General features: G+C 70.1%; 15 protein-coding genes, 1 tRNA gene and 2 pseudogenes. 9 read left to right on the forward strand and 9 right to left on the reverse strand.

The genetic code is table 11. From position 1 onward, the window contains the following. Both OO67_RS37645 and OO67_RS35080 read left to right on the forward strand, forming a co-directional pair. A pseudogene (locus OO67_RS37645) lies at positions 1 to 552 on the forward strand (cbb3-type cytochrome c oxidase subunit I); the annotation flags it as partial. Between the two features lie 35 nt (positions 553 to 587). Beyond that, on the forward strand, positions 588 to 929 hold the full coding sequence (locus OO67_RS35080) for a hypothetical protein (protein WP_033305900.1): 342 nt from the start codon (positions 588 to 590) through the stop codon (positions 927 to 929). 49 nt (positions 930 to 978) lie between these two features. On the opposite strand, the gene OO67_RS35085 is transcribed toward OO67_RS35080, so the two are convergent. The 4 genes from OO67_RS35085 to OO67_RS35100 form a co-directional block, all read right to left on the reverse strand. After that, positions 979 to 1356, reverse strand: a complete 378-nt coding sequence (locus OO67_RS35085) for a VOC family protein (protein ID WP_033305901.1) — start codon at positions 1354 to 1356, stop codon at positions 979 to 981. Positions 1357 to 1380: 24 nt separating this feature from the next. Then, a complete protein-coding gene (locus OO67_RS35090) occupies positions 1381 to 3159 on the reverse strand; it encodes an FUSC family protein (protein ID WP_051710293.1) in 1779 nt (592 codons plus the stop codon). 191 nt (positions 3160 to 3350) lie between these two features. Further along, entirely contained in the window at positions 3351 to 4946 is a 1596-nt protein-coding gene (locus OO67_RS35095; RefSeq protein ID WP_033305902.1) for a sigma-70 family RNA polymerase sigma factor, read from the reverse strand. A 212-nt stretch (positions 4947 to 5158) separates the two neighbouring features. Then, positions 5159 to 5353: an antitoxin gene (locus OO67_RS35100; RefSeq protein ID WP_033305903.1), complete on the reverse strand. Its 195-nt coding sequence runs from the start codon at positions 5351 to 5353 to the stop codon at positions 5159 to 5161. 317 nt (positions 5354 to 5670) lie between these two features. Here OO67_RS35100 and OO67_RS35105 point away from each other — a divergent pair, with 317 nt between their 5' ends. Beyond that, positions 5671 to 6477 (forward strand): SAM-dependent methyltransferase, encoded by an 807-nt coding sequence (locus tag OO67_RS35105; RefSeq protein ID WP_033305904.1) that lies wholly within the window; start codon positions 5671 to 5673, stop codon positions 6475 to 6477. 34 nt (positions 6478 to 6511) lie between these two features. Further along, positions 6512 to 7801, forward strand: a complete 1290-nt coding sequence (locus OO67_RS35110; RefSeq protein WP_051710290.1) for an FAD-binding protein — start codon at positions 6512 to 6514, stop codon at positions 7799 to 7801. 4 nt (positions 7802 to 7805) lie between these two features. Here OO67_RS35110 and OO67_RS35115 read toward each other — a convergent pair whose 3' ends face one another. From OO67_RS35115 to OO67_RS35125, 3 genes are all read right to left on the reverse strand, one after another. Then, positions 7806 to 8795, reverse strand: a complete 990-nt coding sequence (locus tag OO67_RS35115; RefSeq protein ID WP_033305905.1) for an MASE1 domain-containing protein — start codon at positions 8793 to 8795, stop codon at positions 7806 to 7808. A 63-nt stretch (positions 8796 to 8858) separates the two neighbouring features. Further along, positions 8859 to 9692, reverse strand: coding sequence for a PP2C family protein-serine/threonine phosphatase (locus tag OO67_RS35120; protein WP_033305906.1), 834 nt, complete (start codon positions 9690 to 9692; stop codon positions 8859 to 8861). Between the two features lie 106 nt (positions 9693 to 9798). Beyond that, entirely contained in the window at positions 9799 to 10278 is a 480-nt protein-coding gene (locus OO67_RS35125; protein ID WP_033305907.1) for a MarR family winged helix-turn-helix transcriptional regulator, read from the reverse strand. Between the two features lie 108 nt (positions 10279 to 10386). On the opposite strand from OO67_RS35125, the gene OO67_RS35130 reads away from it, so the two are divergent. Further along, positions 10387 to 10797, forward strand: coding sequence for an organic hydroperoxide resistance protein (locus tag OO67_RS35130; protein WP_033305908.1), 411 nt, complete (start codon positions 10387 to 10389; stop codon positions 10795 to 10797). A gap of 44 nt (positions 10798 to 10841) precedes the next feature. Here the strand turns inward: OO67_RS35130 and OO67_RS35135 are convergent. Continuing rightward, positions 10842 to 10914: transfer RNA gene (locus OO67_RS35135), tRNA-Trp, on the reverse strand. A 162-nt stretch (positions 10915 to 11076) separates the two neighbouring features. On the opposite strand from OO67_RS35135, the gene OO67_RS39220 reads away from it, so the two are divergent. Together OO67_RS39220 and OO67_RS35140 are read left to right on the forward strand one after the other, a co-directional pair. Then, positions 11077 to 11238 carry a hypothetical protein gene (locus OO67_RS39220; RefSeq protein ID WP_167748696.1) on the forward strand — a complete coding sequence of 54 codons (162 nt, stop codon included), beginning with the start codon at positions 11077 to 11079 and terminating at the stop codon, positions 11236 to 11238. Positions 11239 to 11347: 109 nt separating this feature from the next. Next, positions 11348 to 11980 (forward strand): SGNH/GDSL hydrolase family protein, encoded by a 633-nt coding sequence (locus tag OO67_RS35140; protein WP_033305909.1) that lies wholly within the window; start codon positions 11348 to 11350, stop codon positions 11978 to 11980. A gap of 38 nt (positions 11981 to 12018) precedes the next feature. On the opposite strand, the pseudogene OO67_RS40735 reads toward OO67_RS35140, so the two are convergent. Beyond that, positions 12019 to 12303: pseudogene (locus tag OO67_RS40735) on the reverse strand (ATP-binding protein); the annotation flags it as partial. A gap of 402 nt (positions 12304 to 12705) precedes the next feature. Here OO67_RS40735 and OO67_RS35150 point away from each other — a divergent pair. Together OO67_RS35150 and OO67_RS35155 are read left to right on the forward strand one after the other, a co-directional pair. After that, positions 12706 to 12942 carry a DUF397 domain-containing protein gene (locus OO67_RS35150; RefSeq protein ID WP_033305912.1) on the forward strand — a complete coding sequence of 79 codons (237 nt, stop codon included), beginning with the start codon at positions 12706 to 12708 and terminating at the stop codon, positions 12940 to 12942. A 108-nt stretch (positions 12943 to 13050) separates the two neighbouring features. Next, positions 13051 to 13581, forward strand: a complete 531-nt coding sequence (locus OO67_RS35155; protein ID WP_244300501.1) for a Scr1 family TA system antitoxin-like transcriptional regulator — start codon at positions 13051 to 13053, stop codon at positions 13579 to 13581. Positions 13582 to 13654: the final 73 nt, after the last annotated feature.

Raw genomic sequence — 13654 nt, forward strand, 5'->3', positions numbered from 1 at the left:
GTTCCTCATCGCGGTTCCGACCGGTGTGAAGTTCTTCAACTGGATCGGCACGATGTGGAAGGGGTCGTTGTCCTTCGAGACACCGATGCTCTGGTCGGTGGGCTTCCTGGTCACCTTCCTCTTCGGTGGTCTGACCGGCGTGATCCTGGCCTCGCCGCCGCTGGACTTCCACGTCTCCGACTCGTACTTCGTCGTCGCGCACTTCCACTACGTCGTCTTCGGCACCGTGGTCTTCGCGATGTTCGCCGGATTCCACTTCTGGTGGCCGAAGTCTTCGTGCTCGGGCTGTCGATGCTTCCGTTCCTGTACAACGTGTGGAAGACCGCCAAATACGGCAAGAAGATCGAGGTCGACGACCCGTGGGGCTACGGCCGTTCGCTCGAATGGGCGACGTCCTGCCCGCCCCCGCGCCACAACTTCCTGGCACTTCCCCGGATCCGCTCCGAGTCTCCGGCGTTCGACCTGCACTATCCGGCGATCCGTGCCCTCGAGGAGACGACGAACCGACCTCAAGAATCCGTCACGGTCGCTCCTGGGGACAAGCAGGAATAGAGCCCGGGGCGACGGCTCGACGAGAGGAGGATTGCATGAAGCCGGACAAGGAGAGCGCCCGCGGCCTGGCTCAGGTGGAGGGCTATCTGCTCCTGAACGCCGAGGTCGAGGAGGCCCGCAGACATGCCCGCCGCTTCACCGAAGCGCTGCCCTGGCTCACCACCGCCCAGCGTGCGGACGTCGAGCGTGTCTATGTGGCGGACAGGATGGAGGTCTGCCGGGAGACGCTCACCAGGATCACCGGCCGTGCCATGGAACTCCGGGGCGAGTACACCGCTCGCTACGACCAGCTCAGGGCACGTTGCGTTGCGGTGTCCGTCCTGGCCGCCGGGGTGCTGGGCGGCACCTGCGCAGCCCTGACACTGATCAGCCGTTGAGCCCGGCCTCGGGTGTCAGGGCCCTCGACCAGCACCTGAGCACCCGAGGTCAGTGGCGTACGAGACGGAACGGACGGCCGGCCGGATCCGCGAACACGCGCCAGCCGCGCGCGTCGGTTCCCCCGTCCAGCACGGTCGCACCGAGCGCGAGCACCTGCTCCTGGGCACGGTTCAGATCGCGGACACCGAAGTCCAGGCGGAACTGCTGCGGGCGGGCCGGGTCCGGCCACGCCGGCGGCGAGAACTCCTCGACCCGCTGGAAGCAGAGCACGAGCCCGGCCTGAGTGTGTACCGTCGCCCAGTCCTCGCCCGGAGCCCACCGCTTGTCGGGCCGGTCGGCCTCATCTCCGAGCACGGCCGCGTAGAACTCGGCCAGCCGCGCCGGGTCGGGGCAGTCGAGCACCACACACTGCGGATCAGCGATCATGCGCCGCACCCTGGAAGCGGGCGCTCACCGCGAGGGGACCGCCCAGGCCCGCTCCAGCTCGGAGAGATGCGCTGCGAGCAGTTCGGCATGCGACGGGGGGAGCCCGCCGGCCGGGTGATCCAACTGCACCGCACATGCCGTGGTGGTGTCGATGAGCCGCTCCACCGCACCTGCCACACCCTCGGATCCGGCGGAGTGCCTGGCCACCGTGGGGAGTTCGGCCGCCGACAGGTCGATCGCCGTACGGGCCACCGCCAGCGACCGGTAGGCGTCGCGGCGAAGCGCCCCTCTGCCCGTGCGGTCCTCCGGGGAGTCCAGGACATGGCTCAGATAGCGGTGCGCCGCCCCCACCGCCGTGTCGAGAGCGGCCCGTACGCTGTGACCCCGCCGACCCGGCAGCGGGAGGTGCCCGACGATCAGCACCGTCGTGCAGGCGAGGAGGGACTCCACCACCCGCCGCAGGGAGGCGGGCGGTTCACCGCCCAGCAGGACCAGCGAGAGTACGAGCGTGGTGACCACCGCCGTCTGCACAGCGAAGTGACGAGTGGCGACCGGAATAAGGGCACCGCAGAGCGCCACGGCCGCGACCAGCGGAAACGGCCCGGACACCAGCATGGCGAGCACGCCGAAGACCGCGGCGCCCGTGACCGTACCCACGGCCCGGCACGCCACCCGTGAGGCCAGTGGCCCGAGATCGGGCTTGACGAGGAACACGGTGGTGGCGGGCATCCAGTACCAGTGGTCGTGATGCAGCCACTGCGCCACGACCGTACTCGTCACGCAGCACACCGCGACCCGAAGACCGTACTCGCGACCCGCGGCGCTCCACGCCCGGCCGGGCACGGAGAGGGACGAGCTTCCGTCCCGCCGGCCGGGCGGTGCCCAGGGGGGTCGGTCGAAGACCGCCGCCGCCCGCAGCAGGGCGTCGTCCAGTGCCCGCAGTCCGGCGTCCGTCCGGGCCGGGGCCGGCAGCGGTCCGCAGGGCGCGCCCGTCCGCACAGAGGCCGCAAGCAGGCGGGGCCCTTCCACGGCCCTGCCGGGCAGTCGGACTCCGGCCCAGGCCAGCGCGGTGGCGGCCTCGGCCAGAGGGAGTGCCGCCGCGTACTGGGCGTGCAGTCGACGCTCTGCCCCGGAGCTCGAGTAGCGCCGCAGGCGAGGGCCGGACAGAGCATCCTGCGCCTGGTCGAGCGCGGCGCTCAGCGCTGCGCGCCCCGGGCGGGCCTGCGGGCTGCCGACGGCCCGCAGCAGGCCGGCCACGGCCTCGTACACCGCGGCGACCGCCTCCCGCTCCCCGTCGAGCCGGTACGGGCCGCTGCCGAGCCGGCCCGGCGACGGGAGGACCAGCCGCAGCACGAGGAGCCACACCGCACCGGCCAGGAAGAGCAGTGCGCGCAGCGGGCCGGGCTCCGGCAGGGGCATGCCGGCCCCGATCACGAACGCGACCAGTACCTGTGTGCCGCACGCGGACGCGACGGGCCCCGTCGAACTGACCGCTCCCGCCACCAGACCCATGAGCCCGAACACGAGCGGCAGGACGATCAGCGACCGCCCGCCGCCCACCGCCGCCGCGAGCATCGTCCCGCCCAGCAGTCCGGCCGAGCCCGCCAGAGCGGGCAGCCCCAGCCGGGCCACCGAGGCGCGGCGGCTCCCGGGCCGGTCGTTGATGCCGGCCAGCATCGCGCCCAGAGCGGCGGGGACTCCGGCGGTCGGCTGCCCGGCGATCACCGACACGAGCAACGGCACGGAGGCAAGCGCCCCGCGCAGTACAGCGCTCCACGGAACCGGTCCGCGCTGGGCGCGCAGCGCATGGGCGAGCCAAGGGGGGAGCCGAGTGGCAGGTGGAGAATGCGGGGGCACCTTGCTCCTGTCCGCGGGAGGAAAACGTCTGTCGCCGGCGGACGCCTTCGGCCTGGGCTCAGCCCCAGCCTAGGTTCCCTGTGTGGAGTACGAGCTACCTGCACGTTTCGGCAGTGTGACGGTGATCCTGACCGCGGTCAGAGGGCGGTGGCGAAGTTCTGGGTCCACACAGGGCCGTCGGACGAGTCCTCCTTTCCGACCCCGATCTCCTTGAAAGCGCAGTTGAGGATGTTCGCCCGGTGGCCTTCACTGTTCATCCAGGACTCCATCACCGCCGAAGCGGTCCGCTGGCCCTTCGCGATGTTCTCGCCGTACGTGCTCCACCGGTACCCGGCGGCGGTGATGCGCGCGCCGGGGTCCGTGCCGTCCGGCGACGTGTGGGAGAAGTAGTCCCGCGCCGCCATGTCCGCCGAGTGACGCGATGCGGCCTTCGCGAGCAGGCCGTCGCCGCTCACCGGCCCGCAGCCCTCCTTGGCTCGCTCGGTGTTGACCAGGGCGATCACTTCCTCGGTCGCCGAGGGTGCTGCCGGGGCCTCCGGTGGCGGGGCCGGCTCGGAGGACGGTGCGGGCGGGCTCGGCCGCTTCTCGGGCGGGGCGGCCTTCCGGCTTGCCGACGCGGACGGGGACGGGGACGCGGTCACGGACGGCGAGGGAGAGGCCGAAGAGGGGGAGGGAGAGGGTGAAGAAGAAGGTGAGACCGACGGGGACGGTGACGTGGTCACCGGGGTCGACGGACCGGTGAGCGGAGCGACCGCGGTCGCGGCGTCCTCGCCCGGTTCGTCCGTGTACAGGTGTACGGCGGTCCCGCCCCCTCCCAGCACCGCGACCGCCGCCAGACCGGCGACGACCGTGGTGCGGCGCCGGCGCCGGAGGCCGTCCCGCCGGCGCTCGGCACGTCCGGGGCCGGACACCGCGGCCGCGGTGCTCTGGACCGCCGTCGGCAGGAAATCCGTCGCCGCACCGCCGGCGGCCGCTGCCACGGGGACCAGAGCCAGCCCCACCAGCAGGCCCTCCGCCGGTACCAGGCCCGACCGGTGCCCCGCACAGACCGTGCACTCACGCGCGTGACGCGCCAGACGCTTGCGCCACAGGGCGGACGGCGCCCCGTCCCACATCACCGTCAGGTCCTCGAGCAGGACGCATCGCGGGTCCGCGGCCAGGGCGCGTACCACCACCCGGGAAGCCTCCAGCCGCTCCTTCATCCGCTGGACGCGCACCGCCGTGTGCTGCGGGGACAGGTCGAGGGCGCTCGCGACTTCGGCCCGGGACAGCTCGCCCGCCGTCTCCAGCCACCAGAGCGACACCAGCTCACGGTCCTCGTCGTCCAGCCACCGCGTGGCCTCGGCCGCCTCTCGGCGCTGGCCGGTCAGGCCGAGCCGGACGATCGTCAGCTCCACGAAGTCGGCGGCCGGATCGACGACGTCGTACGCGTCCTCCATACGGTCCGCGGTCACCTCGCCGGCACTGCGCTCGCGCCAGTGCCCGCGTATCTCGTTCATGGTGATGGCCACGAACCAGGACCGGAAACTCTTCGGGGTGCGCAGTGAGGGCAGGCCGCGCAGCATACGCAGCACACTGTCCTGGACCACGTCGTCCACATCGGCGTGGCCGTTCAGGGCACGGCCGACGATGTTGTAGACCAGCGGCAGGTAGGACGCCACGAGCCGGTCCTGCGCCTCGGGGTCGCCCTTCTGCGCGGCCTTGATCAACGCCGTCTCGCGTGTCTCGCCCATGCTGTGCTCACTCTTCCGGGGTCCTGTTCCGTCACTTCCCACACTCGGGAGACGTTGTGCGGCGGGGACGATAACAGGAATCCGGCCGTGTGCTCGAGATTCGCGTACGGATCCGTACATACCGAACGCCGGATCCGGTGACGGCGGGGCGGTCACCGGATCCGGCGTCCGGACGGGAGTCGGACGACGGGCGACGTGGCTGAGCGATGTGATCAGGCGCGGGGCGGGTTGTCCGGATCGCGGTCCGAGCCGAACTGCTGCTTGAGCCTGTCCTGGCCGGTGTCGACATGCTTGCTGTGCTTGCCCTGGGTCCGGTCGTCGATCATGTCTCCGGTCCTGTCGACACCCTTTCCTGCCTGGTCCTCGTGGCCCTTAAGCATCTTCTTGATCTTGTCCAACGCGGACATGGCGGATCCTCCTCGCCTCGGCTTCCCCCACCCATCCAGAGTCCCCGCACATCGCCGGGCCCGCATCCGCGAGCGCGGCCGCACGGTCCGGAAGGGCGTCCGACGTGTGAAGGGCTCCAGGGTGGGCAGATACCGGATTACCAGCAGGAGGTGATGGCCGTGGGCCGCATCCAGATCGTCCGCCGTCCGCAGCCCCCCACGGGGCCGCCCCCGCTGGACCTGCGAACACCGTCCGGACGACCCCTCCCGTACTGAGCCCCGGAGCCGGGACCGGACTGCACCGGCTCCGTCATCAGGCGGGTGTGTGAGGCCTCGACATGAGCGATCACCGACAGCCACCGGCCCGCCGGCTCATGACGGATGTGCCGCACTCGGCACGTGTCTGGAACTACCTCCTCGGAGGCAAGGACAACTACCCCGCCGACGCCGAGGCGGGCGAGATGATCCTCAGAGCCTTCCCGGACATCGCGGGCATCGCTCGCGACCAGCGGGCCTTCCTCGCCCGCGCGGTCAGCTTCCTGACCGGGGAGGGAGGGATCCGGCAGTTCCTCGACATCGGAACGGGCCTGCCCACGGCCAACAACACGCACGAGGTCGCGCAGTGGAGGGCCCCGGAGTCCCGGATCGTGTACGTCGACAACGACCCGCTCGTGCTGACGCACGCCCGCGCGCTGCTGACCAGCACTCCGGAGGGAGCGTGCGCGTACGTCGAAGCGGATGTGCGCGACACGGACCGCGTCCTCGAGGAGGCCGCCCGCACCCTCGATCTCCACCGTCCTGTCGGCCTGACACTGCTCGGAATCATGGGACAGCTGGCCGACGACGAGGACCCGTGGGCCCTGGTGAGCCGTCTGATGGCGGCGCTTCCGTCCGGAAGCCACCTCGCCCTCGCGGACGGCACGGACACCAGCGAGACGCTGACCCGCGCGATCGAGGCGTACAACGCGCACTCCGCGAATTCGTACTACCTGCGCAGCCCTGACCGGATCGCCGCGTTCTTCGACGGGCTGGAACTGGTCGAGCCCGGCATCATCAGGACCGCGGACTGGCGTCCGGATCCCGGCCTGAGCGGACAGGACGTACCGTCGAGCCATGTGATCAGCGGCGTGGGACGCAAGCCCTGAGCCCGCGGACCGGCGCAGCGTAAGCTCCGGAGGCATGATCGATCAATCGGCGCACGCCCCGTCCGCCCGCCAGACGAACTGGGCCGGCAACGTCACCTTCGGCGCCAAGCAGTTGTACGCCCCCTCCTCGGTCGCCCGACTGCAGGACATCGTGGCCGCCGGGACAGCTGTCAGGGCGCTGGGCACCGGCCACTCCTTCAACACCGTCGCCGACACCCACGGTGTGCTCATATCCGTCGCGGACCTGCCCCGTTCCATCGAGATCGACCGGGAGGCGCGCACCGCCACGGTGAGCGCCGGTCTGCGTTTCGGAGAGCTGACGGGCACCCTGCACCGCAGCGGATTCGCACTGCACAACCTGGGCTCGCTGCCCCACATCTCCGTTGCCGGAGCCTGCGCCACGGGAACCCACGGCTCGGGCGTGGGGAATCGCTCCCTGGCAGGCGCCGTCAGGGCGCTGGAGTTCGTCACCGCGGACGGCGGGATCGTCTCGCTGGAGCGGGGTGACGCCGACTTCGACGGGGCGGTCGTCTCCCTGGGCGCGCTGGGAGTGGTGACCCGGCTGACGCTGGACCTCGTGCCCGCCTTCGAGGTCCAGCAGTGGGTGTACGAGGGCCTTCCGCAGGACCGTCTGCTCCGCCGGTTCGACGAGGTGATGTCCGAGGCCTACAGCGTCAGTCTCTTCACCGGCTGGCACGGCGGCCCGATCGACCAGGTGTGGCTCAAGCAGCGGGTAGCGGGCGACGGTCCCCGCACCGCCCCGTCCCGGTGGAAGGGTGCGACGCTCGCGGAGGGGCCGAGGCACCCGGTTCCGGGTGTGGCGGCCGAGCACTGCACGCAGCAGCAGGGTGTCCCCGGCCCCTGGCACGCCAGACTGCCCCACTTCCGCCTCGAGTTCACCCCGAGCAACGGGGAGGAACTGCAGTCGGAGTACTTCGTCGCCCGGCACGACGCCGTGGCGGCCTTCGAGGCCCTCGACCGGGTCCGGCAGCAGTTCGCACCGCTGCTCCAGATCGGGGAGATCCGCACTGTGGCCGCCGACGACCTGTGGCTCAGCCCGGCCCAGGGGAGGGACTCGGTGGCGTTCCACTTCACCTGGGTACCCGACACGACGGCCGTCACGCCCGTCCTCGGGGTCATCGAGGAGGCCCTGGCCCCGTTCGGCGCCAGGCCGCACTGGGGCAAGGTCTTCACCACTCCGCCGGACAGGCTGCGGGAGCTGTACAGCCACTACGCCGACTTCGAGCGGCTGACCGAACGGCTCGACCCGGCCGGCACGTTCCGTAACGACTTTCTGGCGCACCACTTCCCCCGTACCGGCTGAGGTTCTAGGCGCGCCCGCTCGGCGGCCCGTCGGACCCCCTCTCCGCCGACGGCCGGGGTGCGAGCTCCTCCACAAGGGCGGCCAGCTCCTCGCAGGCCACCTCCGTCTCGTGCCGGATGTTGTTGTGCTCGGTCACGATCGCCGCGAGCAGGAGCGCGGTGAGTGCCACACAGCCGTTGAGTATGCACAGGTTGAGCATGATCTCGAGCACCGAGTGACCGGCGAACGGTCCGACCCGGTCTGTTCCGGCGATGACCGCCATGACCGACATCAGGAAGGCGCACGGAGCGCTGCCGGCCAGCTGGAATCGGAGGGCGGCCCAGATGAGCACCGGAAAGAGGAGATAGATCATGGACAGGGTGCTTCTGGTTGCGATGATCGTCGCTCCCGTCGCGACGACGGTGAGCGCCAAAGCCTCCACCCACCTGTCGTCCAGTCCCGGCATCCGAACCTTGCGCAGGACGAGCAGCAGAGGTGTGACCATGAGTACGCCCATGGCGTCCCCCGCCCACCAGGCCGACCAGACCTGCCAGAACTGGGCGGCGGGGAGCGCGCCGCTCAGCGTCTGGACCCCGGTGCCCACCGTGGCGCTGATCAGCATGCCCGCCATGGCTCCCAGAAAGACCAGGACGACGCCGTCGCGGAGGCGGTCCAGCTCCATGCGGAACCCCACCGCGCGCAGGGCCAGGAAGGAGCACAGCGGGGCGAGAGTGCTGCCCGCCGCGACAGCGAGACCCCAGAAGCTGAAACCGCTGCTCATCGAGATGACGGTGGCCAGAGCTCCTACCGCGATCCCGGGCCAGATCCGCAGACCCAGATACAGCAGTGACGCCACGGCGATGCCCGAGGGCGGCCACAGTGGCGTGACCACCGAGTTCTCCACTCCCACCGGTCTGAGCAGACCGAGCCGTCCTGACGCGTAGTAGGCAGCGGCGATGCCCAGCATCTGCAGAACGATCACGGCTCGGCGTCTGGTTTCATCGCTGCGGATCACGCATCTCATAAGACACCGCTCACGACGGCAGGCCGTTGTGACACGCGCGGCAGAGGGCCGTGCTCAAAGGGGCCATGAGGAGGTCTCGCCGTGGCGCAGGACGAGGACCGCCGCGTCGTCCTCGTGCCCCGTGAAGACCGCGGCATGGAGCACCCTGTCCGCCAGCTCCTCGGCGTCGGCGCCGGCGTGGGCGCTCACGAGACGCCTGATCCGGTCCAGGCCATCGTCGATCGACAGTGAAGGCCCCTCGATGACGCCATCGGTGAGCAGCACGAAAGCACCGGCGACATCCAGATCGCGCCGGGTGACCGCGTAGCGCTGACTCGACTCGATGCCGAGCGGGAGGCCGCCGGCGTCGGCGGTGATGCCCGAATGTCCGTCGGTGGTCGCCCACACCGACGCGACGTGGCCCGCACGGGCGCTCCACAGCTCGCGGGTCCGCGGATCCAGCCGGAGGAACGAGCAGGTCGCGAAGAGGGTGGAGTCCATCGACAGGATCAGGTCATTGGTGCGGGCCATCACCTCACCCGGATCGGCGGCCGAGCTGGCGATGGCGCGCATGGCGATCCGGATCTGCCCCATGAAGGCGGCCGCCTCCACGTCATGCCCCTGGACATCGCCGATGGCCAGGCCCAGCGACCCGTCAGGCAGCACGAATCCGTCGTACCAGTCGCCGCCGATGTCCAGCCCGTCGCGTGCGGGAGCGTAACGAGCAGCTGTCTGCAGCCCGGGGAAAGCAGGCAGCGTCGCGGGCAGCATCTTGCGCTGCAGAGCCTGGGCCAGCTCGACGCGGGCCTGATGCAGCTCCACTTCCTGCCGGGCGCGGGCGGTCAGATGCTGCAGGGTGCTGAGCAGGTCCTCGGCGCTCGCCGACCGGGGAGTTCGACGCCGGTTCATGGGCCGCTCCGCGTTGCGATAGTTCCTGCATCATATTTCGGCGCGGGAGGTCCGGCGAGCGCTGTGGGGGAACCCGGACCACCGGTGCCGGTGAAGCAGGGCCGGGTCAGACGACGCGGCCGAGCGAAGCGGTGAGCCGGCCCAGGGTCTCCTGCAGGGCCAGGATCTCCTGGACCGACAGCCCGGTGGCTCTGAGGATCGAACGCGGGACGGGCAGCGCGCGCTCGCGCAGCTCCGTTCCTGCGTCGGTGAGGCGGACCATGACCGAACGCTCGTCCTCCGGGCTGCGCTCGCGCCTTACGAGACCTGCCGCTTCCAGTCTCTTCAGCAGCGGCGACAGTGTTCCTGAGTCCAGGTGCAGCCGCTCACCGATCGTCTTGACCGGGAGCGGGCCGTGCTCCCACAGGACCATCATCGCCAGGTACTGCGGGTAGGTGAGGCCGAGGTCGCCGAGCGCCTCCCGGTAGACGCCTCCGAACGCGCGAGAAGCAGCCTGCAAGGAGAAACAGACCTGGTGATCGAGCTTGAGCAGTTCCGCGTCCGGCAGCTCGGTCAGGTCTGGGACGGGGGGCGGTGGTGGCGTCATGAGTCCAGCGTAGCCTGCCGCCCATCATTTAGTTGTGCGCAATTAAATTGTGTGTCACTCTTTGGGGGTGGCCGGGTCGCGGTCACCTCGTACGAGAGAAGGTCACCCATGGACGCGCTGTACACCGCTGCCGCCACCGCCAACGGCCGTGAGGGCAGGGCGGTGAGTTCCGACGGGCGGATCGATCTCCCGCTCGCTCTGCCGCCGGCGCTCGGCGGTAACGGGGAGGGCACCAACCCCGAGCAGCTCTTCGCCGCCGGATACGCCGCCTGTTTCGCGAGTGCCATGAGCTCGGTCGCCCGCGAGATGAAGATCGACACCAAGGACGTGTCCGTGACGGCCGAGGTCTCGATCGGCAAGGACGACTCGGGCTTCGGCCTCGCGGTCGTCATGCGCGTCGAGCTGCCTGAGGCGCTCGAGGGGGAGACCGGCCGGCGTCTGGTCGAGGCGACACACGCGTACTGCCCCTACTCCAAGGCGACGCGGGGCAACATCGACGTCGAGCTCGTCATCGAATAGCGGATCCGGGTCCCCGCCCGCCGCCGGGCGGGGACCCGATCCCGCAGGGGAGGCAGGAGTCGAACCTGCGGCATCCGGTTTTGGAGACCGGCGCTCTGGCCTCTGAGCTACACCCCTTCGGTGGAAACAGCCTCGCAGTCGCCGTCGCTGAGGACCACCGGTTTTCCGGTGACCGCGGTCACTATCCGGGCCCGCTCCCCGGCGGTCGGCCGGAAGCGCGTACACTCGGCTCCCGTTTCCGCTGATTGGCGGGCATAACCGATCGATAGGCAGTTTCACGTGAGTTCCGCAGAGGCATCCGACGCTCCGATCTACGCCGGTCTGGTGGAAGAGCAGGGCGACGTTCCGGCCGAGGTGCGACGGGTGGCCGAAGAGACCCTGCTGGAGGTTGCGAGCACGCTCGACTTCAGCGCGGTGCGTGCACAGGCGGCCGCCCGCTGAGCCGCTGGTCCGGATCACGCCGGGCCCTTCAGGCCTGGTCCGGATCACGCCGGGTATCCGTGGGCAGGATCATTTCCCGCCTCTGGTTCCTCACCGTTCGGAGCACCGCGTGACCATCAGCCTGCACCGCTCAGCGACTGTCCTGTTCCAGGGCGACAGCATCACCGATGTGGGACGACTGGAGGAACGGGACAGCCCTCTGGGCAAGGGCTACGTCAGGGTGGCTGCCGAACGCGTGCGGTCCGCGCGACCGGACAGCGACATCACGTTCCTCAACCGCGGTGTCAGCGGAGACGGCATCTCGGATCTGCGGGCTCGCTGGCGCGAAGACACCCTGGAGCCCGAGCCGGATGTGGTGTCGGTCCTGATCGGAGTGAACGACACCTGGCGACGCTACGACTCCGGCGTAGTCACCTCGACACGTGTGTTCGAGAACGACTACCGTGCCATCCTCACCGAGGCCCGGGAAGAGCTGGATGCCCAGCTGATCCTCATCGAGCCGTTCCTCGTCCCCGTCCGCGCCGAGCAGTGGGCCTGGCGCGAGGACCTCGACCCCAGGATTCAGGTGGTCCGGCGGCTGTCGGAAGAGTTCGACACCGCGCTGCTGGCAGCGGACGGCCTGCTCAACCAGGCGGCGCGCGCCGCCGGTGGCGCCGAGTACATCGCGGGTGACGGGGTCCACCCGACCCCGCTCGGGCATTCGCTGCTGGCTGAGGCATGGGCGGCTTTGGCAGGGTTGTAGGGCACGGAGTCCAGGAGGACGGGGATCCTGGCCCAGACGGTCTTGCCCCTCCGGGTGGGGCGCGACCAGCCCCAGGAGCTGCTCAGCGCGTCGATGATGCGCAGGCCCCGCCCTCGCTCGAGGCACTCGCCCTCAGGGCGCAGTACGGGCACCTCGGGGCTGAGATCGCTCACCGCGCAGATCAGTGTTCCGCCCTGGCGTGCGAGACCGAGCCGGGCGGGCGGCCGTTCGGTGTGGTGTGTGCCGGGCCGCAGCCCGTGGCAGACCGCGTTGCTCGCCAGTTCGCCCGCGACGAGGGCGACGTCGTCGGCGGAGGAGCGCAGGCCCTACCGCTCGAGCGCGTCGCGGACGAACGTCCGTGCCTGCCGCAGACTCTCGGGGTCCGCGCCCAGGCCGCGTGTGGTGAATCCCGGGGCCTCGATACCGAGATCCAGCGCGAGAGCCGTGTGAGGGTCCGCGCTGCTCCAGGCCGAGCCGGGTACAAGGGCTGCTGCTCCGTGACGTGGTGTGCAGTCCGCGTGCATGAGCGCTGATCACCCTTCGCTCGAGGCCGGTACGTGGTGCCGTGGGGGCCGGATGGCCACTAGTATCCTCGCCGTCCGTACACCGGGTGCAATTGCATCCGGAATTGCACCCGGTGGTGTGAGTGGAGGACACCTGTTCACACGGTACGGACCCTGGTGGCACACCAGGTCGAGTCAGCGCGACGAAAAGGAATGGACCGCATGCAGCACATCGACAACGGCGTTCCCGCCAACTCCTTGACCGGCGTGGAATGGAGGAAGAGCCATCACAGCAATCCCAGCGGGAACTGTGTCGAGATGGCACTGCTTCCCGGCGGTGCGGTAGCCGTGCGCAACTCCAGGTACCCCGACGGCCCGGCCCTCGTCTACACGGCTGATGAAGTGCGCGCGTTCCTCGCGGGCGTCAGGGACGGCGACTTCGACTCCATGTCAGCCTGAAACCGCGGCAGTACGGGGCTGAAAAAACACGGCACTCCCGCATCCGCCGACTCCCCGTGGGCTCCTGATGGCACACTGGCGTCAAGACGCCCGTCCTCAGGAGTCCGCATGCCCGGCATCGAACCGCTCCAGCCGTCACGGAAGCCGACGCTCGCCCCGGCGCCGGGGGCAAGTCCCACGGCCCTGCGCCTGGTTCTGGGGGCGCAATTGCGGCGCATGCGCGGCGAGGCGGGCATCACGCCCGATGTGGCCGCCGACCGGATCCGGTGCTCGACGGCGAAGATCAGCCGGATGGAGACGGGGCACTCTCCGTGCAAGGAGCGTGATGCCGCCGATCTCCTCGCGCTCTACGGGGTGACCGATCCCCTCAGGACGGCGGAGTTCATCGATCTGGTGCGCAGGGCCGGACAGCGGGGCTGGTGGCGTCACTACGCCGACGTACTGCCGGACTGGTTCGAACCCCTGGTCGGCCTGGAAGAGGCCGCGGCGTCCATCCGGACGTACGAGGGGCACTACATCCCGGGGCTCCTTCAGACGGCCGACTACGCCTACGCCGTGGTGCGATCCGGGCACGCGCTCGAGTCGGAGGAGGTCACCCGGCGCCGCGTCGAACTAGGTACTGTTTCTCGGATCTCCTGACGGGGGTGGGGTGTTGGGGTCAGGCTGGCTTCATGGGTCGTGGGGATCTGACGAATGCGGAGTGGGATCGGCT

The organism is Streptomyces atroolivaceus (assembly GCF_000717025.1).
GTDB classification, from domain to species: domain Bacteria; phylum Actinomycetota; class Actinomycetes; order Streptomycetales; family Streptomycetaceae; genus Streptomyces; species Streptomyces atroolivaceus.